General features: G+C 62.9%; 19 protein-coding genes. 6 read left to right on the forward strand and 13 right to left on the reverse strand.

The annotated features are described in order from the left end of the window. Window position 1: 1 nt before the first annotated feature. The gene (gene phnG, locus ACJ8OK_RS10565; protein WP_033631646.1) at window positions 2-445 is read right to left on the reverse strand and encodes a phosphonate C-P lyase system protein PhnG; all 444 of its coding nucleotides are present in this window, start codon (window positions 443-445) and stop codon (window positions 2-4) included. Continuing rightward, a complete protein-coding gene (phnF, locus tag ACJ8OK_RS10570; protein ID WP_033633545.1) occupies window positions 446-1,174 on the reverse strand; it encodes a phosphonate metabolism transcriptional regulator PhnF in 729 nt (242 codons plus the stop codon). Window positions 1,175-1,401: 227 nt separating this feature from the next. Between phnF and ACJ8OK_RS10575 the strand changes: the two genes are divergently transcribed. The 3 genes from ACJ8OK_RS10575 to ACJ8OK_RS10585 all read left to right on the forward strand — a co-directional run bounded on the left by ACJ8OK_RS10575 (window position 1,402) and on the right by ACJ8OK_RS10585 (window position 3,134). Then, on the forward strand, window positions 1,402-2,457 hold the full coding sequence (locus tag ACJ8OK_RS10575) for a permease (RefSeq protein ID WP_060558431.1): 1,056 nt from the start codon (window positions 1,402-1,404) through the stop codon (window positions 2,455-2,457). 105 nt (window positions 2,458-2,562) lie between these two features. After that, on the forward strand, window positions 2,563-2,850 hold the full coding sequence (locus ACJ8OK_RS10580; RefSeq protein WP_013811307.1) for a type II toxin-antitoxin system RelB/DinJ family antitoxin: 288 nt from the start codon (window positions 2,563-2,565) through the stop codon (window positions 2,848-2,850). 8 nt (window positions 2,851-2,858) lie between these two features. Beyond that, a complete protein-coding gene (locus ACJ8OK_RS10585) occupies window positions 2,859-3,134 on the forward strand; it encodes a type II toxin-antitoxin system RelE/ParE family toxin (protein WP_033631648.1) in 276 nt (91 codons plus the stop codon). Window positions 3,135-3,139: 5 nt separating this feature from the next. On the opposite strand, the gene nrdG is transcribed toward ACJ8OK_RS10585, so the two are convergent. The 3 genes from nrdG to ACJ8OK_RS10600 all read right to left on the reverse strand — a co-directional run bounded on the left by nrdG (window position 3,140) and on the right by ACJ8OK_RS10600 (window position 7,069). Further along, on the reverse strand, window positions 3,140-3,604 hold the full coding sequence (gene nrdG, locus ACJ8OK_RS10590) for an anaerobic ribonucleoside-triphosphate reductase-activating protein (RefSeq protein ID WP_041037638.1): 465 nt from the start codon (window positions 3,602-3,604) through the stop codon (window positions 3,140-3,142). A gap of 167 nt (window positions 3,605-3,771) precedes the next feature. Beyond that, a complete protein-coding gene (gene nrdD / locus ACJ8OK_RS10595; protein WP_442530570.1) occupies window positions 3,772-5,910 on the reverse strand; it encodes an anaerobic ribonucleoside-triphosphate reductase in 2,139 nt (712 codons plus the stop codon). A gap of 244 nt (window positions 5,911-6,154) precedes the next feature. Beyond that, a complete protein-coding gene (locus ACJ8OK_RS10600; RefSeq protein ID WP_033631651.1) occupies window positions 6,155-7,069 on the reverse strand; it encodes a LysR family transcriptional regulator in 915 nt (304 codons plus the stop codon). Between the two features lie 105 nt (window positions 7,070-7,174). On the opposite strand from ACJ8OK_RS10600, the gene ACJ8OK_RS10605 reads away from it, so the two are divergent. After that, window positions 7,175-7,699 (forward strand): NAD(P)H-dependent oxidoreductase, encoded by a 525-nt coding sequence (locus tag ACJ8OK_RS10605; protein ID WP_033631652.1) that lies wholly within the window; start codon window positions 7,175-7,177, stop codon window positions 7,697-7,699. A gap of 28 nt (window positions 7,700-7,727) precedes the next feature. Here ACJ8OK_RS10605 and treC read toward each other — a convergent pair whose 3' ends face one another. The 3 genes from treC to treR form a co-directional block, all read right to left on the reverse strand. Beyond that, complete coding sequence (treC, locus tag ACJ8OK_RS10610) at window positions 7,728-9,392, reverse strand: alpha,alpha-phosphotrehalase (protein ID WP_442530571.1); 1,665 nt, start codon at window positions 9,390-9,392, stop codon at window positions 7,728-7,730. A 67-nt stretch (window positions 9,393-9,459) separates the two neighbouring features. Next, window positions 9,460-10,875 (reverse strand): PTS trehalose transporter subunit IIBC, encoded by a 1,416-nt coding sequence (gene treB, locus ACJ8OK_RS10615; RefSeq protein WP_442530572.1) that lies wholly within the window; start codon window positions 10,873-10,875, stop codon window positions 9,460-9,462. A gap of 137 nt (window positions 10,876-11,012) precedes the next feature. Then, window positions 11,013-11,960 carry a trehalose operon repressor TreR gene (treR, locus tag ACJ8OK_RS10620; protein ID WP_048325897.1) on the reverse strand — a complete coding sequence of 316 codons (948 nt, stop codon included), beginning with the start codon at window positions 11,958-11,960 and terminating at the stop codon, window positions 11,013-11,015. 424 nt (window positions 11,961-12,384) lie between these two features. On the opposite strand from treR, the gene mgtA reads away from it, so the two are divergent. Further along, window positions 12,385-15,093 carry a magnesium-translocating P-type ATPase gene (gene mgtA / locus ACJ8OK_RS10625; RefSeq protein ID WP_442530573.1) on the forward strand — a complete coding sequence of 903 codons (2,709 nt, stop codon included), beginning with the start codon at window positions 12,385-12,387 and terminating at the stop codon, window positions 15,091-15,093. A gap of 267 nt (window positions 15,094-15,360) precedes the next feature. Continuing rightward, window positions 15,361-17,751 carry a beta-N-acetylhexosaminidase gene (locus ACJ8OK_RS10630; RefSeq protein WP_135637735.1) on the forward strand — a complete coding sequence of 797 codons (2,391 nt, stop codon included), beginning with the start codon at window positions 15,361-15,363 and terminating at the stop codon, window positions 17,749-17,751. 29 nt (window positions 17,752-17,780) lie between these two features. On the opposite strand, the gene ACJ8OK_RS10635 is transcribed toward ACJ8OK_RS10630, so the two are convergent. The 5 genes from ACJ8OK_RS10635 to ridA form a co-directional block, all read right to left on the reverse strand. Next, on the reverse strand, window positions 17,781-18,509 hold the full coding sequence (locus ACJ8OK_RS10635) for a proteasome-type protease (protein WP_015376453.1): 729 nt from the start codon (window positions 18,507-18,509) through the stop codon (window positions 17,781-17,783). Window positions 18,510-18,584: 75 nt separating this feature from the next. Continuing rightward, entirely contained in the window at window positions 18,585-19,379 is a 795-nt protein-coding gene (locus ACJ8OK_RS10640; protein WP_004933384.1) for a transglutaminase family protein, read from the reverse strand. Beyond that, window positions 19,376-20,302, reverse strand: a complete 927-nt coding sequence (locus ACJ8OK_RS10645; protein WP_004933382.1) for an alpha-E domain-containing protein — start codon at window positions 20,300-20,302, stop codon at window positions 19,376-19,378. The genes ACJ8OK_RS10640 and ACJ8OK_RS10645 overlap by 4 nt, the downstream gene beginning before the upstream one ends. Beyond that, window positions 20,296-21,732 carry a circularly permuted type 2 ATP-grasp protein gene (locus tag ACJ8OK_RS10650; protein WP_015376454.1) on the reverse strand — a complete coding sequence of 479 codons (1,437 nt, stop codon included), beginning with the start codon at window positions 21,730-21,732 and terminating at the stop codon, window positions 20,296-20,298. Before ACJ8OK_RS10650 ends, ACJ8OK_RS10645 begins: the two co-directional genes overlap by 7 nt. A gap of 260 nt (window positions 21,733-21,992) precedes the next feature. Further along, window positions 21,993-22,379, reverse strand: a complete 387-nt coding sequence (ridA, locus tag ACJ8OK_RS10655; RefSeq protein WP_004933379.1) for a 2-iminobutanoate/2-iminopropanoate deaminase — start codon at window positions 22,377-22,379, stop codon at window positions 21,993-21,995. Between the last annotated feature and the right edge of the window lie 46 nt (window positions 22,380-22,425).

The raw sequence follows: 22,425 nt of genomic DNA on the forward strand, positions 1-22,425 counted from the left end.
CTTAATCCCCTCGCACCAGCGTAAAGAAGTCCACCCGGCTGGCGGCGATCGCCCGGGCGCGCAGCTGGCGCTGTTCGTGCTGCAGCGCGGCCAGCGGCGCGATCAGCTGTTGTTGCAGGCGTTCGCCGTGTTCCGGCTGTTGCAGCAGCGCATCGGCCAGCGCGCACAGCTCGGCGTGCGCCTTGTCGCGCCCGGCGATATAGCTGTAGCCGTAGCCGCCGTTGTCCAGCTGCACCACCGCGCGGGTGACCGTCATGTCCCCCAGCACGAAGCGGCGGCCGGTGGCGCCCATGCGCCCCTGCAGCTGGGCCAGGCCGATCTCCGGCGCGCGGATGCTGCGGTAACCCGGGCTGAGGTTCAGCGCCAGCCAGTGGCTGCGCAGCTGCTCGGGCCGGCTGTGCGCCAGCACCGACATCCAGCGTTGTCTCGACTCTAAGGCGTGCATTCAGTGCTCCATCGTCAGTTCAATCATGTCGGCGCGGGCCAGGCTGACGGAGTATTCCGCCACGTCTTCGCCGCCGCTGCGGACGTTAAGGGTGCGCACGCACAGCAGCGGTGCGTGGGTGGCGATCTCCAGCAGCCGGCTCTCTTTGGCCTGCGCGCGGCGCGCGCTGATGCGCGTCTGGCGGCGGGCCAGCGGCTGCCGGAGGTGCTGTTCGATAAACTGGTGCAGCGAACCGCTGTGGAACTGCTGCAGCACCGGCCACCACTCCAGATCGGGCAGATAGTGGTCGATCACGCTCATCGGCACGCCGTTGACCCGGCGCAGGGTGCGCAGGTGGATCACCATTTCGCCTTCTTCACGCGAGAGCGCGCTGGCGACATGCCCATTGCACGGGCGCAAGACAGCGAGTAAGCGCTCACTGGTGGGGTGGCTGCCCTGCTCGAACAGGTTCTGGCTGAAGCGGGTGTTGGCGTGCAGCGGGTAGTCATAAGGCCGCATCAGCACCAGAATGCCGACGCCGTGGCGGCGCTGCAGCCAGCCGCGCTCCACCAGCTGATCCACCGCGCGGCGCAGGGTGTGGCGATTGACCTGATAGCGCTCGGCCAGCTGCTGTTCCGAAGGCAGGTAGTCGCCGCAGCGGTACTGCGTGCGCAGCTCCTGTTCCAGCTGTGCGGCGATCTGCTGATAGCGGGTGGGGTAAGTGGTCGGATGTCTAGATAACTCCATCATAATAAAAACCTCGTCATGCCGATGGCTGTGCGATGAAGGCGAAAGCAATGCGTTTCATCGGGCGTCTACCCTGTGGTTTTCAAGTTGGCATCATGGTGCCGGGCGCAGATGACAATCGCGTTACGCGTCGGTGGCGAACAGATGAACTATTTTGGACAGCCCGGGCGTGCACGGGCGGCGGCGGCGCGCTATGCTGGCGCCACTGTTGACTCACTCTGGCCGCTACCATGCCGCAACCTCTGAACGCCCCTGAACACGCCCCACGCGCCTGGCCGCTGTGGAAACCGATCCTGTTTCTGCTGGTGGTGGCCGTCGGCCTCTACTACGTCAAATGGCAGCCTTACTACGGCAAGGCGTTCGTAGCGGCGGACAGCCACTCGATCGGCAAATCGATCCTGGCCGACGGCGCCGCGAGCCCCTGGCTGGCGGCCTGGCAGTACGCGCTGGTCTACTTCACCGCGGTGTGGAAGGCGGCGCTGCTCGGGGTGTTGTTAGGTTCGCTGGTGCAGGTGCTGATCCCGCGCGACTGGCTGGCGCGCACGCTTGGCCACCGGCGTTTTTCCGGCACCGTGCTGGGGGCGCTGATCGCGCTGCCGGGCATGATGTGCACCTGCTGCGCCGCGCCGGTTGCCGCCGGCATGCGCCGCCAGTCGGTGTCCAGCGGCGCCGCGCTGGCCTTTTGGCTCGCCAACCCGGTACTGAACCCGGCGACGCTGGTGTTCATGGGGTTTGTGCTCGGTTGGCCGTTCGCCGCCATCCGCCTGGTGGCGGGCGTGGTGATGGTGCTGGGCATCGCCTGGCTGGTGCAGCGCGTGACCGCCAACGATCCGCAGCCCGTCGCGCCGCAGCCGTTGGTGCTGACGACGCAGAGCGACGAGCAGCCGTTCCTCGCCCGCTGGGGCAAAGCGCTGTGGGCGCTGTTTTGGTCGACCATCCCGATCTACGTGCTGGCTGTGCTGGCGCTAGGCGCGGCGCGGGTCTGGCTGTTCCCGCACGCCGACGGCGCCGTCGACAATAGCCTGCTGTGGATCATCGGCCTGGCGATCGTCGGCTGCCTGTTTGTTATCCCCACCGCGGCGGAAATCCCGATCGTGCAGACCATGATGCTGGCGGGCATGGGCGCCGGCCCGGCGCTGGCGCTGCTGATGACCTTGCCGGCGGTCAGCCTGCCTTCGCTGCTGATGCTCAACAAGGCCTTCTCCGCCCGGGCGCTGTGCCTGACGGCGGCGCTGGTGGCGCTATGCGGCGCACTGACCGGCGTGGTGGGGATGGGGTTGGTGTAAAATGTTCGAAAAACGACCGTTTACCTCGATGTCGTTGTCACAAATGTGCTAACGTTTCTGTTCAAGATTTAGTGTCGCCATCGTGCGATTGCAGGAGGAGCAAAGATGGAAAGTCGCATCCAGTTTCGCATCGAAGATGAAACCAAGCGTTTGGCGCAAAAGGCCGCGGAAGCTAAAGGAACGACATTGAGTGAAGCCTGCCGCCGCTTGGCGGAGCAAATGGCTGATGAGCAACGGGCCGCGGAGGAGCACGAAAATTGGTTGAAAGATAAGGTGGATGCAGCTTTTTCCCGTCTGCATGAGGGTAATGCTGTCTACCTTAGCCAACAAGAAGTAGAAGAAAGCATGGATGCCTTTAAGGCAAAAATTAGAGCGAAATACGACCGAAAATAGGGATCGTTATGCGTATCGAATGGGATAATGCAGCGCTACGGGACAGGGAACGTATTTTTGAGTTTCTTTATATTTTCAATCCACAGGCGGCAGTGCAGGCTGATAACGAGATAGATAAAGCGGTAAAGCGCCTGCTGGATCATCCTGAATTAGGTAAGCCTTGGTATGGGAAGGCACGTAAGCTGCTAGTTGACAAGGCCTCCCTGTTGCTGGTGTATATCATCGTCGATGATGTTATTAAGGTTTTCTCGATTGCCCACCAGCGCGAGAAATTTCCAAACTAGCGTTGTCAGCGCAACCTATGCACCACCTGGTTGCTGCTGCCGCGCCAGATCAGCGCCGGGTCTTTCAAATCCTGCACGAACTTGCCGTCGATCAGCACGTTGATCCTGTCCACCACCTGCATTTGCTGTGCGTCCAGCTCCGCCAGCCGGTAGCCGGTCCACAGCCAGATATCCTTGCCGGGGCACTCGGCGCGCACCCGTTTCACCAGTTGCAAGATACTCGGCACGTTGGCCGGGTGCAGCGGATCGCCGCCGGAGAGCGACAGCCCCTGGCGCGGCACGCGCGTATCGTTCAGATCGGCGATGATGCGGTCTTCCAGCGCCGGGGTAAACGGCTGGCCGGAGTTGAGCCGCCAGGTGCTTTTGTTGTAGCAACCGGGGCACTGGTGCACGCAGCCGGCGACAAACAGTGTGCAGCGGGTGCCGGGGCCGTTGACCACGTCGATTGGGTAATACTGGTGATAATTCATGTGAGGCCTGCCCATCAGGCTATTTTACTGGCCATCTTGCCTCCGGGCAGTGCTGCCAATCCTCACGTACTGCGTGTACGCTGCGGTTTGTGCGCGCTGGCCGAAGGCAAACTGGCTCGACAATCACGCCTGATGAACAGGCTTCTGCATAGGCTGCGCGGCGCTTTTCAGCCGAGCTGCCCATTACCGAGGTGTTTCACCCGGCGTTTCACCTCTTCCTGCTTGCCGGCGTTGAACGGCCGGGCATCGGGGCTGCCGAGATAGCCGCACACCCGGCGGGTGACCGAGACCTTGGCCGAGTCGTGGTTGCCGCATTTCGGGCAGGTGAAGCCCTTGCTGGTGCAGGAGAATTCACCGGTGAAGCCGCATTCGTAGCACTCGTCGATCGGCGTGTTGGTGCCGTAGTAAGGCACCCGGGTGTAGCTGTAGTCCCATACGTCTTCCAGCGCCTTCAGGTTGTGCTGCAGGTTCGGGTATTCGCCGTAGCAGATGAAGCCGCCGCTGGCCAACGGCGGGTAGGGCGCTTCGAAGTCCAGCTTGTCGTACGGATTGACCTTCTTCTCCACGTCAAGGTGGAAGCTGTTGGTGTAATAGCCCTTGTCGGTGACGCCCGGCACTACGCCGAAATCGGCGGTGTCCAGCCGGCAGAAGCGGTCGCACAGGTTCTCGCTCGGCGTGCTGTAGAGGCTGAAGCCGTAGCCGGTCTCGTCCTTCCAGGCGTCGACGGCGGTGCGCAGCCGCGCGACGATCGCCACCGCTTTGGCGCGCAGCGCTTCGTCGTCATACACGTGGTTTTTGCCGCCGAACAGCGCGTTGATGGTCTCGTGCAGGCCGATGTAGCCCAGCGAAATCGAGGCGCGGCCGTGCTTGAAGATATCGGCGATATTGTCGTCGGCCTTGAGCCGCACGCCGCAGGCGCCTTCCATGTACAAGATTGGCGCCACCCGCGCCTTGATGCCTTCCAGCCGGGCGATGCGCGTCATCAGCGCCTTTTTCGCCAGCTGCAGGCGCTGATCCAGCAGCGCCCAGAAGCGCGACTCATCGCCCATCGCCTCCAGCGCGATACGCGGCAGGTTGAGGCTGATGACGCCGATGTTGTTGCGGCCGTCGTGCACCAGCTCGCCGTCCTGCTCGTAGGTGCCGAGGAAGCTGCGGCAGCCCATCGGCGTTTTGAACGAGCCGGTGACCTTCACCACTTGATCGTAGTTGAGGATGTCCGGGTACATGCGCTTGCTGGCGCACTCCAGTGCCAGCTGCTTGATGTCGTAGTTCGGGTCGCCGTACTGGTGGTTGAGGCCGTCGCGGATGGCGAACACCAGTTTGGGGAACACGGCAGTCTTGCGGTTTTTGCCCAGCCCGGCGATGCGGTTTTTCAGGATCGAGCGCTGGATCAGGCGCGACTCCCAGCTGGTGCCGAGGCCGAAGCCGAAGGTGACGAACGGCGTCTGGCCGTTGGCGGTGTGCAGGGTGTTGACTTCGTACTCCAGCGACTGGAAGGCGTCGTAACACTCTTTCTCGGTGCGCGCCATGGCATAGCCTTTGGCGTCCGGGATCTGCCACTCTTCCGCCACCTGCAGGTGTTTGCGGAAGCTCTCGTCGACGAACGGCGCCAGAATTTCATCGATGCGGTTGATGGTGGTGCCGCCATAAATATGGCTGGCGACCTGGGCGATGATCTGCGCGGTCACGGCGGTGGCGGTGGAGATCGACTTCGGCGGCTCGATCTCGGCGTTGCCCATCTTGAAGCCGTTGGTCAGCATGCCTTTCAGATCGATTAGCATGCAGTTGAACATCGGGAAGAACGGCGAGTAGTCGAGATCGTGGTAGTGAATTTCGCCGCGTTCATGGGCCAGCACCACGTCGCGCGGCAGGATGTGCTGCTTGGCGTAGTGTTTGGCGACGATGCCCGCCAGCAGGTCGCGCTGGGTGGGGATCACCTTGCTGTCCTTGTTGGCGTTTTCGTTCAGCAGCGCGCGGTTGCTTTGCTCGACCAGGCCGCGAATTTCCTGATTCAGGCGGCCGCGCAGCTCGCGCGCCACGTCGCGATCGTGGCGGTATTCGATATAGGCGCGCGCCAGCTGTTTGTATTCACCGGCCATCAGCTGGTTTTCCACTGCCTGCTGGATCTCGTGGATATCGACGCGCGGCTGCTGCTCCATGCGCTGAGCGACCACGCGGGCGACGGTGGCGCAGTAGTCGGCGTCGACCACGCCCACCGCCAGCGCGGCGCGCTCGATGGCCTGCGCAATGCGCGCTTCGTCAAAAGGTACCTGGCAACCGTCCCGCTTAATCACTACTGGTTTCACGTTGTACTCCTTGTTCCCCGAGGGAGCGTTCATACCCGCCTGACGCGGCGAGCAACCGTCAAATTTCGCTTATCCACAGGGCAAAGCCGCAGCGCGCAAGGGCTGTGGCGACGTGTGGATGATTTTGTGGATAACTACTATATATAGGTGTTTGCAATTCTTAATGCACTATATATAGATATTGGTGCGATTCTTTTGATGTAGAACAAGGAAAACGGAAGAGCGTGTGCAAGCTGAACAGTCGTCAATCGCCCGCCGGCCGATCGCGAAAATGTTCCAGCAGAAAATCGACCCAGACGCGCACCCGCGGCGGCAGATCCGCTGAGGCGTAATAGAGCCACAGCTGCACCGGGCGCGGCCAGCATTCCGCCAGCACCGGCCGCAGCGTGCCCTGCTCGAAGTGTTTCTCGACGTACCAGCGCGCCAGGTTGACGATGCCCAGCCCGGCCAGCGCCGCATCCAGCAACATCTCCGGCCGGCTGACCACCAGCCGGCCGTTCAGATCCAGCGCCAGCGTTTCGCCCTGATGGCGCAGCTGCCATTTGACGTGGCGGCCGTTGCCCGGGTTACGGTGCAGCAGGCAGTCGTGGCGCAGCAGATCGTGCGGCGTTTGCGGCTCACCGCGCCGCGCCAGATAGTCGGGCGAGGCCGCCAGCACCATATGCATCGGGTAGAGCGGGCGGGCCACCAGCCGGCTGTCGGGATCGACCCGGCTGCCGATGCCGACGTCGAAGCCTTCGCCCACCAGGTTCACCACCCGGGCGTCCAGCGACAGATCGAGATCGATCTGCGGATAGCGCGCCAGAAATTGCGGGATCAACGGCATCAGCATCTGGCGGCCGAAGCCGGGGATCATGCTGACGCGCACCACCCCGGCCGGCGCCTGCCGTTCGCCGCCGGCGCTCTCCAGCGTGGCCGCCAGCGCCTGCCACAGCGGCGCCACCTGCGCCAGCAGCGCCTTACCCTCGTCGGTCAGCAGCACGTTGTGGGTGTTGCGCTGAAACAGCCGCAGCGCCAGCTTCTCTTCCAGCGTGCGGATGTTTTTGCTGACCGCCGCTGGCGTGACGCCCAGCTGGCGAGCAGCGGCGGAGAAATTTTGCGCCTGCGCGGCGGCGAGGAAGGCCGGCAGCAGGCGGTGCACGTCAAAGGGCAGCGACATAGTGGTTGATACTTTTGGTTGAAATTGAAGTGACCTTTAACAGCCTACACCCGAAGCGGCGGAAATGGAAAAATGCCCTCATCTTCTTATGACCGAGGAATCGTTATGTCGCGCATTTTAGTGTTAACCGCCCACCGCACCCCCGACGAGTCGCGCATTAATAAGGCGCTGATCGAGGCCGTACGCCCGCTGCCCAACGTGACCGTTCACGAACTGATTCGCGCGTACCCGGATTACCGCATCGACGTGGCGCGCGAACAGGCGCTGCTGCAGAGCCATGATGCGGTGGTGATGCTGTTCCCGTTTTTCTGGTACAGCTCGCCGGCGATCCTCAGCGAATGGCAGGATGCGGTATTAACCTACGGTTTCGCCTACGGCAGCGAAGGCACCCAACTGCACGGCAAGCCGCTGCAGCTGGTGGTGAGCACCGGCGGCGACGCGCAGGCTTATACGGCGGAAGGGTACAACCGTTATCCGGTGCAGGATCTGCTGCTGCCGTTCCACGCCATGGCCAACCTGACCGGCATGGATTATCTGCCGCCGCATCTGGTGCAGGGCGTATTCGACATGAGTGATGAACGCCTGGCGCGAGAGGCCGCCGGGGTGGTGGCACTGCTGGGGAAATGGTAGGGCGCAGCGCTCGCCGCGCCCTGCGGGGTTAGTCTTCGAGCAGCCACCACACCGCTTCGAACGGCCGTAGCGTCAGCGCCTGCGGCTGGTCTGCCGAGTCGCTGTAGTTGCTCATCAGCGGGCGCCACTGGGCGGAAGGCTCCACGCCCGCCGCCGTCCAGTCCTGCGGCTCGCGGCTCAGGTTGGCCGCTACCAGCAGGCGCTGGCCGTTCCAGCTGCGCTGATAGCACCACAGCGCCGGGTGTTCCGGTGCCAGATCCTGATAGTCGCCGTGGGTCAGCAGCGGGTATTGCTTGCGCAGGGTGATCAGCTGGCGGTAGGCGTAAAACACCGAGTCGAGGTCGGCCAGCGCCGCTTCGGCGTTGATCTGCGGGTAGTTCTCAGCGCAGCCGATCCACGGCGTGCCGGTGGTGAAACCGGCGTGCGGCGCGGCGCTCCACTGCATCGGCGTGCGGCCGTTGTCGCGCGATTTGTCGGCCAGGATCGCCAGCAGCTCGGCGTCGCTGCGGCCCTGGGCGCGCAGTTCGGCGTACATGTTCAAGCTTTCCACGTCGCGATACTGCTCGATGGCGCGGAAGCCGGGGTTGGTCATGCCGAGTTCTTCGCCCTGATAGATATAAGGCGTGCCCTGCATGCCGTGCAGCACCATCGCCAGCATTTTGGCGGCCGGCACTCGCAGTGTGCCTTCATCGCCGAAGCGTGACACGATGCGCGGCTGATCGTGGTTGCACCAGAACAGCGCGTTCCAGGCGCGGTTATGCATCCCTTGCTGCCAGTGGCGGAAGATCTGCTTCAGCTCCACGTAATCCGGCGCCGCCCGCGTCCATTTTTCGCCGCCCGCGTAGTCCACCTTCAGATGGTGGAAGTTGAAAGTCATCGACAGCTCTTCACCGCTCTGCGCAGCGTATTGCTGGCAATGCTCGAGTGTGGTGGAGGACATCTCGCCCACCGTCATCAGGCCGCGCGGCTGGAACACGTCGCGGCTCATCTCCTGCAGGAACTCGTGGATGCGCGGGCCGTCGGTGTAGAAGCGGCGGCCGTCGCCCTGGCTGTCAGACGGGAAGTCCTGCTGCTTGGACACCAGGTTGATCACGTCGAGGCGCAGGCCGTCGACGCCTTTATCCGCCCAGAACTGACACACTTTCTTCAGCTCTTCGCGCACCGGCGGGTGTTCCCAGTTGAGATCCGCCTGCTCGGCGGCGAACAGGTGCAGATAGTACTGGCCGCTGTCGGCGTGCCACTGCCAGGCGTTGCCGCCGAACTTGGAGCGCCAGTTGTTCGGCGGCGTATCCCCGTCGCCGTCGCGCCAGACGTAAAACTGGCGATACGGGCTGTGGCGATCCTGCGCGGCCTTGAACCACGGGTGCTCGGTCGAGGTGTGGTTGAACACCATGTCCATCACGATGCGGATGCCGCGCTGGTGGGCGGCGGCGACCAGCTGCTCGAAGTCCGCCATCGTGCCGTAAGCCGGATCGATGGCGCAGTAGTCCGCCACGTCATAGCCATTGTCCACCTGCGGCGATACGTAGACCGGCGTCAGCCAGATGGCGTCGACGCCCAGCTCCTGCAGATAGTCCAGCCGCCGCGTCACGCCGGCCAAATCGCCGTAGCCGTTGCCGGTGCTGTCCTGAAAACTCTTCGGATAAATTTGGTAGATGACGCCGTTCTGCCACCAGGGGGTTGGGTTGCTCATAGTTCAATACCTTTGAATCGTGACAACGAGCCTGCGCGAGCAGGCTCCTACATTCATATTGCGTCAATCAAACCGGCAGCTCGCCGCGCGCGGCCTTGCGTTTGTAGACCATGATGGTCAGCACCAGCGGGATGACGATCGCCACCAGAATCGCCAGCGAGTAAATCAGCCAGAACTGCGGCTTGATAGACAGGATGCCCGGCAGGCCGCCGACGCCGATGCCGTTGGCCATCACGCCGTCCAGGCCGCAGATAAGGCCGGCGAAGGCGGAGCCGATCATCGCGCACAGCATCGGGAAGCGGTATTTGAGGTTGATGCCGTACATCGCCGGTTCGGTCACGCCGAGGTAGGCGGAGATCGCCGCCGGCACCGAGATTTCACGCTCGTTGGTCTTGCGGCTGATGATGATGATGCCGAGCACCGCCGAGGCCTGCGCGATGTTGGACAGCGCAATCAGCGGCCATACCGGGGTGCCGCCCATGCTCTGGATCATTTGCATGTCGATAGCCAGCGTGGTCTGGTGCACGCCGGTGATCACCAGCGGCGCATACAGGAAGCCGAACAGCGCGGCGCCCACCGGGGCGAAGCTGCCGGTCATCACCGCTTTCACCGCCCAGGCGACGCCGTCGCCGATCATGCGGCCGAACGGCCCGATCAGCGCGTGCGCCAGGAACACCGCTAGCAGCAGCGAGACCACCGGCACCACCACCAGATAGAGATAGTCGGGAACGATCTTTTTCAGCCGGGTTTCGATCCAGCCCAGCGCCATGCCCGCTAGGATCGACGGGATCACCTGCGCCTGATAGCCGACTTTCTGGATCACGAACCAGCCGAAGTTCCACACTTCCGGCGTTTGCTGGCCGAGCAGGTAGGAGTTCATCAGCTGCGGCGACACCAGGGTGACGCCCAGCACGATGCCGAGCACCGGCGTGCCGCCCATCTTTTTCACCGTCGACCAACAGATGGCCACCGGCAGGAACATGAAGATCGCTTCACCGAGCAGCCACAGGAAGTCGTAAACGGTTTTCCACGCCGGGTGCATCTGCGCCAGCGTTTGGCCGCCGGACATCGGGATGTCGCCGATCACGTTGCGGAAACCTAGGATCAGACCGCCGCTGATCAGCGCCGGCAGCAGCGGGAAGAAGATCTCGGCGAAGTGGGAGATGGTGCGCTCGGTCCAGGTCATGTTCTGGCGGGCGGCCACCTTGGCCTGCTCCTTGTCGGCCTCGTTGACGCCGGTGCTGGCGATCAGCGCCTGATAGTAGTCGCCGACGTCGGTGCCGATCACCACCTGGAACTGCCCGGCGTTGGTGAAGCAGCCTTTGACCATCGGCAGCTCTTCGATTTCTTTGGGGCTGGCCTTGCTGGGGTCATTGAGGACGAAACGCAGCCGGGTAATGCAATGGCTGACGGTGGCGATGTTCTCGCGGCCGCCGACCAAAACAATCAGGCGATCAATATCCTGCTGTTTTACTTTGCTCATTATGGGATACCTGCAGAGGTGTTGACTGAGTAATGATCAAAGCTTAGCCACTCGGCTTTTTGAATGAAATGGGAACGTTCCCGGTTTGGGGCGAGGATCACAAAATGACAAAAAATGGTCAATTTCTAATCAGGGAGTCAGGAAAGTTTGCTGGGCACCACCAGGCGGCGGATCCCCTGTTCGCCGCTGAGCTGCGCCAGCAGCTGCTGCGCGGCCAGCAGGCCGGCGCTGCCGTAGCCGAACTCCACCGACAGAGTGTCGGGGAACAGGAAGCTGAGCAGCGGGGTGTTGCCGATGGCGCACACCTGAATGGCGCGCGCCGGCTGCTGCTGCAGGTACTTGATCGCGCCGAGGGCGATGCTGTCGGAGGCGCAGATCAGCGCGCTGGTGTGCGCATCGATCACTTCGGCGGCGTGCTGGAAACCGCTCTGGTAACTCAGCTCGCCCAGCGTGGCGCGCGGCGTGAGCTGGAGGCGTTCACAGGCGTCGAGATAGGCCTGATAGCGGCGCTGGCCGGTGGTGGCGTCGCTGAGCTGCACCCCCAGATAGCCGATATGCCGATGCCCCTGCCGGTACAGACGATCCATCAACAGGTTCACCGCGCCGGCGTCGTCGTAGCAGACGGACGAGAAGCCGTCGTATTCGCGCACCATCACCACCATTTTTTCCTGCCACGGTTTGAGCATCGCCGCGGTCAGGCCGGTGAAGCCGAACAGGATCACCCCGTCGACGTTGCGCTGGCGCAGCACGTGCAGGTGCTCCTGCACCAGGCGGGTTTCGAACTGGCTCTCCATCACGATCGGGTCGAAGCCCTGCTGATACAGCAGCGGCAGCATGGTGCGCACCGCCTGGTTCTCCGACGGCGAATCGAGACGGGAAACGATGATGCCCACCACTTTGTCGCTCTGGCCGCGCATGGCGCGCGCCGACTTGGAGGGGGTAAACCCTTGCTGACGGATCACCGCTTCCACCCGTTCACGGGTTTGCGGGCTCACGCTGCCTTCATTGTTCAACACGCGTGAGACGGTGGATTTGCCTACGCCGCTCAGGCGCGCGATGTCCTTGATGGTCAGCCGGTTTTGCATGGTTTACTTTTCATTGAAGTGGACAGGCGTAACATAACGGCCTGTAAAACAATGCCCGTCAGCATAGCTCATTTTCCGACGCGGATCTTGATGCAAAACGGGATTGTTGCACTGCGCTGAACGGCCGCTCCTGCCGCTCTGTTTTTCCCTTTACCGGAGGTTATACCCCATATGGACCCCGACCCGACTGCTTTAGACACTCACTCGGTTCTCCGGTAAAACCTCTCCGCCTGGCGCTGCTGTTTTACCGGTGAAGTACATCACGGTAACCGGTAGCGCGCGCTTCGTCGTTCGCTCCTGCTGCTGAAAAAAATAATAAGGATCTGCGTTGGCAGAGGCTTTTTGGCGCACCCGCCATCCGCCCGGCCGATGACGATCCCCGTTTACCCGCTGCCGTGAGGCACCGGGCGACGAGGTGCGAACCATGAAACTGAAAAAACTCCCCCGTCAGCTGCTGGGCCTGTTCGTCCGCGGCCTCCCGCGCCGTTTGGTGCGTCGCGACAGCCTGCTGGACGGCGTCAGCGGCGCTGCGCGCGATATGCCGGCCGGCCTGGCGCAGCAGCGGCTGGAATGCGCCGCCGCAGAGACGATGCAGCTGTTTGAGCGTTTTCACAGCCACCCGGAAGGCATCACCGCCCATGAGGCGGAACAGGTGCGCCAGCGCTGCGGCGAGAACGTCATCGACGATCAGCAGAAAGAGGCCTGGTGGCAGCACCTGTGGCACTGCTACCGCAACCCGTTCAACCTGCTGCTGACCGCGCTCGGCATGATCTCTTACGCCACCGAAGATCTCACCGGCGCCTTGGTGATCGCGTTGATGGTGCTGATCTCCACGTTGCTGAACTTCATCCAGGAGGCGCGCTCCAACCGGGCGGCCGATGCGCTGAAGGCGATGGTGAGCAACACCGCCACGGTGATCCGCAGCGACGCGCACACCGGCAAGAGCGAACACGTGGAGCTGCCGATCGCGCAGCTGGTGCCGGGCGACATCATCAAGCTGGCGGCCGGCGACATGATCCCGGCGGATCTGCGCGTGCTATCGGCCAAGGACCTGTTCATCAGCCAGGCGGCGCTGACCGGCGAATCGCTGCCGGTGGAGAAATCCGCCGCGCCGCAATTGTCGGCGGCCGATCCGCTCGACTGCCAGAACCTGTGCTTCATGGGCACCAACGTGGTCAGCGGCACCGCGCTGGCGATGGTGATCGGCACCGGCGGCAGCACCTATTTCGGCCAGCTGGCGCAGCGCGTCACCAGCCAGGATGAGCAGCCGAACGCCTTCCAGAGCGGCATCAGCAAGGTCAGCTGGCTGCTGATCCGCTTTATGCTGGTGATGACGCCGATCGTGCTGCTGATCAACGGCTACACCAAGGGCGACTGGTGGGAAGCGGCGCTGTTCGCGCTGTCGGTGGCGGTCGGGCTGACGCCGGAAATGCTGCCGATGATCGTCACCTCGACGCTGGCCAAAGGGGCGGTGAAACTGTCGCGCCAGAAGGTGATCGTCAAACGGCTGGACGCCATCCAGAACTTCGGCGCCATGGATATTCTGTGCACCGACAAGACCGGCACCCTGACCCAGGACAAGATCGTGCTGGAGCGCCACACCGATGCGTTCGGCGCCGGCAGCGAGCGGGTGTTGCGCTACGCCTGGCTGAACAGCTTCTACCAGACCGGCCTGAAAAATCTGCTCGACGTGGCGGTGCTGAGCTGCGCGGAGCAGAATCGGCAGCCGGAGGCGCTGCAAAATTACCGCAAGGTGGATGAGATCCCGTTCGATTTCGTGCGCCGCCGCATGTCGGTGGTGGTGGCCAAAGACAACGAGTATCACGAGCTGGTGTGCAAGGGTGCGCTGGAAGAGATGCTGGCGATTTGCAGCCACGTGCGCCACGAAGACGAGGTGATCCCGCTCAGCGAGGCGTTGCTGGCGAGGATCCGCCGCATCACCGACGATCTCAACCAGCAGGGGCTGCGGGTGGTGGCGGTGGCCAACAAGATCCTGCCGGCGCAAACCCATGAATACGGCGTGGCGGATGAATCGGATCTGATCCTCGAAGGCTACGTCGCTTTCCTCGATCCGCCGAAGGAAAGCACCGCACCGGCGCTGGCGGCGCTGAAACAGAACGGCGTCACGGTGAAGATCCTCACCGGCGACAACGAGCTGGTGGCGGCCAAAGTGTGCCGTGACGTCGGGCTGGAGGCCGATCATCTGCTGCGCGGCAGCGAGATCGAGCAGATGGACGACGAGCAGCTGGCGCAGGCGGCGGCGCGCACCACGGTGTTCGCCAAGCTGACGCCGCTGCATAAGGAGCGCATCGTCAAACTGCTGCGCCGCCGGGGGCACGTGGTGGGCTTTATGGGCGACGGCATCAATGACGCGCCGGCGCTGCGCGCGGCCGACATCGGCATCTCCGTCGATTCGGCGGTGGACATCGCCAAGGAAGCGGCGGACATCATCCTGCTGGAAAAAAGCCTGATGGTGCTGGAGCAGGGGGTGATCGAAGGGCGCCGCACCTTCGCCAACATGCTGAAATACATCAAGATGACCGCCAGCTCCAACTTCGGCAACGTGTTCAGCGTGCTGATCGCCAGCGCCTTCCTGCCGTTCCTGCCGATGTTGCCGCTGCACCTGTTGATTCAGAACCTGATGTACGACATCTCGCAGATCGCCATCCCGTTCGATAACGTCGACGACGATCAGATCACCCAGCCGCAGCGCTGGAACTCCGCCGATCTGGGGCGGTTTATGGTGTTCTTTGGGCCGATCAGTTCAATCTTCGACGTGCTGACCTTCAGCCTGATGTGGTGGGTGTTCAAGGCCAATACGCCGGAAATGCAGACGCTGTTCCAGTCCGGCTGGTTCGTGGAAGGGCTGCTGTCGCAAACGCTGATCGTGCACATGATCCGCACGCGCAAAATTCCGTTTATCCAGAGCCGCCCGTCCTGGCCGCTGTGCATCATGACGCTGGCGGTGATCGCCACCGGCATCGGCCTGGTGTTCTCGCCGCTGGCCGGCTTCCTGCAGCTGCAGGCGCTGCCGCTCGCCTACTTCCCGTGGCTGGTGCTGATCCTCGCCGGTTACATGGTGCTGACCCAGTGCGTGAAAGGCTGGTTCGTGCGCCGCTACGGCTGGCAATAACCCGTTCGCCCCCTCCGGCCGGGAGGGGGCAACTGTGATCCCGTCCGCTTTTTCACCGCAACGGTTGGACATCTGTTCTGTGCTGAGTCTTTATCTACAGCGTTGGCTGTTTTCCCCTGCGCCTTTCAAGCCACCGCGTTGTTGGCTGTACGCCCGCCCCCCAGTTACTTAGCAGACCTAAGCGCCTGGGGATGCGGGCGCTTGCCGCCTAGCGGTGGTTTGAAATTCATTGGGGATATTTTGTTTTTTTCCTCTGAGGAATTTCCGATGCACAGACCTTTCCGTTATACGCTACTGGCTTCATCGTTATGGTTTTCTTGCGGCGCGCTGGCGCAGCCGGCGGGTGATCTGCCGCTGATGCCCTGGCCGCAGCAGGTGGACGTGACGCAACCGGCGGGCAAACTGATTTTGGATCACCGGCTGTCGTTAAGCCTCCAGGGCGATGATTTGGGCGACGCGCTGCCGCGCTGGCGCCAGCGCATCGAGTTGCAGACCGGCTGGACGCTGGCGCCGAGGGAAGAAGCAAACGGCGCGGCGATCAAGGTGGTGATCAAGGATCGGGTGGCGGCGCAGCCGCTGCCGGGCAGCGATGAGAGTTACCGGCTGGCGGTCACGCCGCAGGGCGCCACGCTGACCGCCAACACTCGCTTCGGCGCGCTGCGCGGCATGGAGACCCTGCTGCAGCTGCTGCAGACCGACGGGCAAAACACTTTCCTGCCATTGGTGGATATTCGCGACGTGCCGCGTTTTCCGTGGCGCGGCGTGCTGCTGGATTCGGCGCGCCATTTCCTGCCGCTGCCGGACATTCTGCGCCAGCTTGACGGCATGGCGGCGGCCAAGCTCAACGTATTCCACTGGCACCTGACCGACGATCAGGGCTGGCGCTTCGCCTCCGAGCATTACCCCAAATTGCAGCAGCAGGCCAGCGACGGCCAGTTCTACACCCGCGAGCAGATGCGGCAGGTGGTGGCTTACGCCACGGCGCGCGGCATTCGCGTGGTGCCGGAGATAGACATGCCGGGGCACGCCTCCAGCATCGCGGTGGCCTATCCCGATCTGATGAGCGCGCCGGGGCCGTATCGCATGGAGCGCGAGTGGGGCGTGCATAAGCCGACGCTCGATCCGACCCGCGACGAGGTTTATCAGTTTGTCGACACGATCGTCGGCGAGCTGGCGGCGATCTTCCCCGATCCTTATCTGCACATCGGCGGCGACGAAGTGGACGCCAGCCAGTGGCGGGCGTCGCCGTCGATACAGGCGTTTATGCAGCAGAACGGGCTGGCGGATACCCATGCGCTGCAGGCCTACTTCAACCAGAAGCTGGAAAAAGTCCTCGAGAAGCACCAGCGGCAGATGGTCGGCTGGGACGAGATCTATCATCCGTCGCTGCCGCGCTCGATCGTCATTCAATCCTGGCAGGGGCAAGACTCGCTGGGCGCCAGCGCGCAGGATGGCTATCAGGGCATTCTCTCTACCGGTTTCTATCTCGATCAGCCGCAAAGCACCGCCTATCACTACCGCAATGAAATTCTGCCGCAGCCGCTGGGGATCGAGACGGCGGTGCAGCCCGGCGAGCAGGCGCAAAGCTGGCGTTTCAGCATGCCGCGCCTGAAGGGCAGCGCGGTGGAAGGCAGCTTCACGCTGATCGAGGGCAAGCAGGGCTGGCGCGGCTTTATCGATTTCAACGGCAAATCGCGCCGCGCGGTGCACGATATCGTCTGGCGCACGCCGCAGCAGGTGACGTTCCGCGTAGATACCTGGATGGGCGACACACGGCCGGTGTTCACGCTGCAACAGGACAAGCTCAGCGGCTATACGTTGGTCGGCAACGTGCGTTACCCCACCCAGGGCGAGAAACAGGCGGCGGCGCCGGCGGGCAAGATGCCGGTGGTGCCGGATGAGAAGGGGCAGGCCAAGATCCTCGGCGGGGAAGCGGCGCTGTGGGCGGAAAACGTGCGCGCGCCGCTTCTCGATCTCAAGCTGTGGCCGCGCGCTTTTGCAGTGGCGGAGCGGCTGTGGTCGGCGCAGGACGTCACCGATGAAAGCAACATGTACCGGCGGCTGGCGGCGATCGACGCCTGGTCGGTGGTGTCGGTCGGCCTGCAGCAGCACGCGGAAACGGCGCGCGAATTCACCCGGCTGAGCAACAGCGTGCAGATCCTGCCGCTGCAGATCCTGGCCGAGGCGGTGGAGCCAGCGCAGTATTACACCCGCCAGCACCTGAAGTTCCAGGCCGGCAACTATCATCAGTTCGAACCGCTGAATCGCTTTGCCGATTCGCTGCCGCCGGAGAGCGAGGCGGTGCGCGAGATGCATGCGCAGGTCGCGGCTCTGCTGAAGGATAAGCGCGATAAGGCGGCGGCGCAGGCGCTGCGCGAACGGTTGCAGCGCTGGCAGGCGAACGGCGCTGCGCTGCAGACGGCGATCGCGGGCAACCGCGCGCTGCGGGAGCTGGCGCCGGTGGCGCAGGACGTCGATGCCCTGGCCGCATTGGGGTTAACGCTGCTGGAGCGGTATCAGCAGGATAAACCGCTGAGCCGAACCGAGGCAGAACAAGCGCAGCGCCGGCTGGATGCGGCGGCGCAGACGCGCGACGAAGTGGTGATTGCGGCGGTGTACCCGCTGGAGGCGTTGCTGCGGGGGATGCAGGTGCAATGAAGCGGACGGGCTCGTGTGAGCCCGGATCCCTACAGCTGCAGCGGCGGCAACTGGGTGAAAATGCTGACCAGCCCTTCGCCCCAGCCCTTGCGGATGGCGCTGAAGTACGGATGATCTTCGGTAATGCGGTATTGCCGGGCATGACTGAAGCTGTCGCGCGGGTAGATCATCACGTCGAGCGGCAGCCCGACGGACAGGTTGCTGCGTAAGGTTGAATCCAGTGAAATCAGCGCGCATTGCATCGCTTGTTCCAGCGGCGTGTCGTAGTGCAGTACCCGGTCGATGATCGGTTTGCCGTATTTGCTTTCGCCGATCTGAAAGTAGGGCGTGTCGCGGGTGGCTTCGATAAAATTGCCTTGCGGGTAGATATGGAACAGCCGCATCTCTTCCCCGCTAATTTGGCCGCCGAGCAGCAGGTTGCAGCTGAAGTCGGTGGTGCTGCCGCTTTGCTGCGCCTCGCTGTCGCGCTGGATCACCTCGCGCACCGTTTCCCCCACCAGCGTGGCGGCGTCGTAGAGGCTGGGAGCGTTGAGCAGGTTGGGGCGTTCGGCGTCCTTGCTGCGGTGCAACAGCAAACTGATGATGCTCTGGGTGGTCGCCAGGTTGCCGGCGCTTTGCAGCACCAGCGTGCGATCGCCGTCCTGTTGGAACACGTGCAGTTTGCGGAAGGTGGAAATATGATCCACCCCGGCGTTGGTGCGCGAATCGGACGCAAAGACCAGCCCGGACGACAAACGCATGGCCACACAGTAGGTCATACTACAATCCCTCAAAACAAGACCGGCACGCCGCCAACGCGCAGCGTGCCCGAAACATTTTCCATCGGCAAGCGGCTACTGGCCGGTTGGCATCATTTGTACGGCGGCGATGGCGCTCATGTCTTCGCAGCCGCCGCCCAACCGCATGCCGCGCACCGGGCAGGCGTCCAGATAATCGATGCCAACCGCCAGCTTAAGGTGCTGATTTGGCATGCGCGTATTGTTGGTCACGTCGAAGCTGTGCCAGCGTTCCTCCACCCACACTTCCGCCCAGGCATGGGTGGCGACATGGGTCGAGTCTTCGCTGTACAGGTAGCCGCTGACGTAGCGCGCCGGGATGTTCAGGCTGCGGCAGCAGCTCAGGAAGACATGCGTATGATCCTGACACACGCCGCTGCCGGCGGCGAACGCCTCGGCGGCGCTGTCTGTCACGCGCGTGGAGCCTGGGCTGTAAGGCATCTTCAGCAGCAGCTCGCCCATCAGATGTTCCAGGCCGCTCAGCACCGCCTGCGGTTGATGATAACGCAGGGCGAAGGCCTGAATGGCGTCATCGGGCTGGGTCAGCGGGCTATGGCGCAGAAATACCAGCGGCGACAGATGCCCGAGCGCCCGATCTTCGACGCCGTCTTCAATTTCCACTTCCCCGAGCACCCGAATGGTGATGGCCTGATGCGGTTCATCGAGCGTCAGCACGTGCAGTACGTTGCCGAAGGCGTCGGTGGTGCGCACCGCGTCATCCGGCAACGACAGTTGCCAGGAGAGGATGCGCTGATGCGGCGAATCCTGCGGCGTCAGCCGCAGATATTGGGTGCTGCGCTGCACCGGCTGGGCGTAGCGATAATGGGTGTTGTGCTCAATATTCAGTTTCATTGCGCCTCCAGATAAGTGTGATGGATGCTTTCGGCGATGCCGTTCACCTGGCCGAGAAAGGCGCTCAACCACTCGCCCAGGCCGATCTTGTTCAGATCCTTCATGCTGCTGAAGCGCAGCTCGGCATGCAGGGTGTGCGCCAGACGTCGCGGTTGGTTGGCGCCGCCGCCGATCAGCTCCAATTGCTGCACCATGTCGCCGACGCAGGCCAGCAGTGAACGCGGAATTTCATTGCGCAGAATCATCAGTTCGGCGATGGTCTCGCGGCTCAACGGCTGCTTGTAGATGCTGTGGTAGGCTTCGCGCGCGCTCACCGCCCGCAGCAGCGTGTCCATGCGGTAATATTCGCGCACCGGGTCGCCGTCGATGTCCATCAGCGTGTTCTTCACCTCCAGCAGACGGGCGGTGCCGTCGGCCCGCTCCAGCAGGGTGCCGAGACGGATAAAGCGCATGGCGTCGCTGCGCAGCAGCGTGCCGAACATGGCGCCGCGAAACAGATGGGCGCGCTCCTTCACCCAGTCGAAGAAGGCATCGGCGCCCACCGAGCCGATGCCCTGGCGGCGGATCAGTTTCATCTCTATCCAGGTGGCGTTGATGCACTCCCAGACTTCGGACGACAGGCTGCCGCGCACCGCGTGGGCGTTGTTCCAGCCCATTTGCAGGCAGCTGAAGATGCTGCTGTGGTTGCGGTTGTCGAGCGCGAAGAAACTGACCAGATTCGGCATCGTCAATTCCGGGTAGGCGGCGGCATACAGCTGGCCGGTGCCGGTCAGATTGAGCGGCACCTGCAGATCCTGATCGCCGCCGTCGCGGATCGGCATCATCGACAGCTTGTTGGTGACGTCCAGCACCCGGGCGATGCTTTCCGCCCGCTCCAGATAGCGGGCCATCCAATAGAGTTCACTGGCGGTGCGGCTCAGCATAGGTCGTCCTCCAATACCCAGGTGTCCTTGGTGCCGCCGCCCTGCGACGAGTTCACCACCAGCGAACCTTCCGCCAACGCCACCCGGGTCAGGCCGCCGGGCACCAGGCGGATCTCCGCGCCGCTGAGGGCGAACGGCCGCAGATCGATATGCCGCGGCGCCAGACCATCGTTGACGAAGGTCGGGCAGGTGGACAGCGCCAGCGTGTTTTGCGCAATGTAATTCTGCGGGCGAGCCAGCAGCAGAGCACGGAAGCGGGCGAGCTCGTCCTTGCTCGCCGTGGGGCCGATCAACATGCCGTAGCCGCCGGCGCCGTGCACCTCTTTCACGACCATCTGTTCGAGGTTGGCCAGCACGTACGACAGTTCGTTTTTATGTCGGCACTGCCAGGTCGGCACGTTGTTGAGGATCGGTTCCTCTTGCAGGTAGAAGCGCACCATATCCGGCACGTAAGGGTAGATCGATTTGTCGTCGGCCACGCCGGTGCCGATGGCGTTGGCCAGCACCACATTGCCGGCGCGATACACCGACAGCAGCCCCGGTACGCCGAGCATCGAGTCCGGCCGAAACGCCAGCGGATCGAGGAAGGCGTCGTCCACCCGACGATAGATCACGTCCACTTTGCACGGCCCGGCGGTGGTGCGCATGAACACCGCGCCGTCCTTGACGAACAGATCGGCGCTTTCGACCAGCTCCACCCCCATCTGCTGCGCCAGGAAACTGTGCTCAAAATAGGCGCTGTTGAAGCGGCCCGGCGTCAGCACCACCACGGTGGGATCGTTGATGGGCGAGCTTTCGCGCAGCGTTTGCAGCAGGTGCGACGGGTAGCGCTCCACCGGCGCGATGCGTTGCCGGGCGAACAGTTCCGGATAGAGACGCATCATCATTTTGCGGTTTTCCAGCATGTAAGAGACGCCGGACGGGGTGCGCAAGTTATCTTCCAGCACGTAGTATTGGCCGTCGCTGTTGCGGACCATGTCCACGCCGACGATATGCGCATAGATATCGCGATGCAGATCAACGCCTTGCATACAGGGTTGATACTGATCGTTGGCCAGCACCTGCTCCGCCGGAATGAGGCCGGCCTTCAGAATATGCTGCTGGTGGTAAATGTCATGCAGGAAAGCGTTGAGCGCCTGTACGCGCTGGCGAATGCCGCGATCGAGCATCGCCCATTCGGCGGCCGGAATAATGCGCGGCACGCTGTCGAACGGGATCAACCGCTCGGCGCCGTCATCGTCGCCGTAGACGTTGAAGGTGATGCCCACCCGGTGAAACAACAGCGCAGCCTCTTCCCGCTTGCGTTGCACGGCCTGGTGATCGGCCTGCTGCAGCCATTGCCAGTAGGCGTCGTAGTGGCCACGGTGTTTTCCCTCAGCCAGAAGCATCTCATCAAAAAACGGTGAAGCGGAAAGATTGATATTCAGCATCGTCACCTCGTCGACATTGCAGGCTGTCAATCAATCGAGCATAAAACGTGCCAAGGCGATAACGGGCGAAAATGGCGCAGAGCGGGGCTGCCGCGATGAAAAACGCCCGTTTGCGGTGCAGGTGCGGCGTAGCGACGCCTTAATATAGGGCGAAATGGCGGCGGCGGTGAGCGCTGAAGGCGCAGGGACGGCAGGCTGTCGGGGCAGAGCAGAAATAAAAACGGCCAGTCTGCACTGGCCGTCATTCGCGTGCGCGTCGATTAACGACGCACGGCGATGGCTTCGATTTCGATCTTCACGTCTTTCGGCAGACGCGCCACTTCCACGCAGGAACGGGCCGGGAACGGCGCGCTGTGCTCGGTGAAGAAGGCTTCGTACGCGGCGTTGACGGTGGCGAAGTCGTTCAGGTCTTTCACGAACACGGTGGTTTTCACGATGTCGGCAACGATCAGGCCGGCGGCTTCGACGATCGCCTTGACGTTTTCCAGCGACTGGCGCGCCTGAGCGGCCACGTCGTCGGCGACGGCGCCGGTTTTCGGATCGACCGGGATCTGGCCGGAAGTGATGATCATGCTGCCCAGATCAACGCCCTGCACGTAAGGACCAATGGCTGCCGGGGCGAGTTCAGTGCTGATGTTACGTGACATGTTTTCTCCTGATAAACGAGGATTGTTCTATCCAGAAATCCCATTA

Origin of the sequence: Serratia sp. CY71090 (assembly GCF_052166845.1) — a bacterium.
Classification (GTDB): domain Bacteria; phylum Pseudomonadota; class Gammaproteobacteria; order Enterobacterales; family Enterobacteriaceae; genus Serratia; species Serratia nematodiphila.

Excerpts from the sequence above, each read along its gene's own strand:
- ACJ8OK_RS10575 (WP_060558431.1), top strand. The coding sequence starts at position 1,402 with ATGCCGCAACCTCTGAACGCCCCTGAACACGCCCCACGCGCCTGGCCG.
- ACJ8OK_RS10650 (WP_015376454.1), bottom strand. The coding sequence starts at position 21,732 with ATGCTGAATATCAATCTTTCCGCTTCACCGTTTTTTGATGAGATGCTT.
- nrdG (WP_041037638.1), bottom strand. The coding sequence starts at position 3,604 with ATGAATTATCACCAGTATTACCCAATCGACGTGGTCAACGGCCCCGGC.
- ACJ8OK_RS10600 (WP_033631651.1), bottom strand. The coding sequence starts at position 7,069 with ATGTCGCTGCCCTTTGACGTGCACCGCCTGCTGCCGGCCTTCCTCGCC.
- ACJ8OK_RS10585 (WP_033631648.1), top strand. The coding sequence starts at position 2,859 with ATGCGTATCGAATGGGATAATGCAGCGCTACGGGACAGGGAACGTATT.
- phnF (WP_033633545.1), bottom strand. The coding sequence starts at position 1,174 with ATGATGGAGTTATCTAGACATCCGACCACTTACCCCACCCGCTATCAG.
- treC (WP_442530571.1), bottom strand. The coding sequence starts at position 9,392 with ATGAGCAACCCAACCCCCTGGTGGCAGAACGGCGTCATCTACCAAATT.
- ACJ8OK_RS10580 (WP_013811307.1), top strand. The coding sequence starts at position 2,563 with ATGGAAAGTCGCATCCAGTTTCGCATCGAAGATGAAACCAAGCGTTTG.
- mgtA (WP_442530573.1), top strand. The coding sequence starts at position 12,385 with ATGAAACTGAAAAAACTCCCCCGTCAGCTGCTGGGCCTGTTCGTCCGC.
- ACJ8OK_RS10605 (WP_033631652.1), top strand. The coding sequence starts at position 7,175 with ATGTCGCGCATTTTAGTGTTAACCGCCCACCGCACCCCCGACGAGTCG.
- treR (WP_048325897.1), bottom strand. The coding sequence starts at position 11,960 with ATGCAAAACCGGCTGACCATCAAGGACATCGCGCGCCTGAGCGGCGTA.
- treB (WP_442530572.1), bottom strand. The coding sequence starts at position 10,875 with ATGAGCAAAGTAAAACAGCAGGATATTGATCGCCTGATTGTTTTGGTC.
- ACJ8OK_RS10645 (WP_004933382.1), bottom strand. The coding sequence starts at position 20,302 with ATGCTGAGCCGCACCGCCAGTGAACTCTATTGGATGGCCCGCTATCTG.
- ACJ8OK_RS10635 (WP_015376453.1), bottom strand. The coding sequence starts at position 18,509 with ATGACCTACTGTGTGGCCATGCGTTTGTCGTCCGGGCTGGTCTTTGCG.
- ACJ8OK_RS10640 (WP_004933384.1), bottom strand. The coding sequence starts at position 19,379 with ATGAAACTGAATATTGAGCACAACACCCATTATCGCTACGCCCAGCCG.
- ridA (WP_004933379.1), bottom strand. The coding sequence starts at position 22,379 with ATGTCACGTAACATCAGCACTGAACTCGCCCCGGCAGCCATTGGTCCT.
- ACJ8OK_RS10630 (WP_135637735.1), top strand. The coding sequence starts at position 15,361 with ATGCACAGACCTTTCCGTTATACGCTACTGGCTTCATCGTTATGGTTT.
- phnG (WP_033631646.1), bottom strand. The coding sequence starts at position 445 with ATGCACGCCTTAGAGTCGAGACAACGCTGGATGTCGGTGCTGGCGCAC.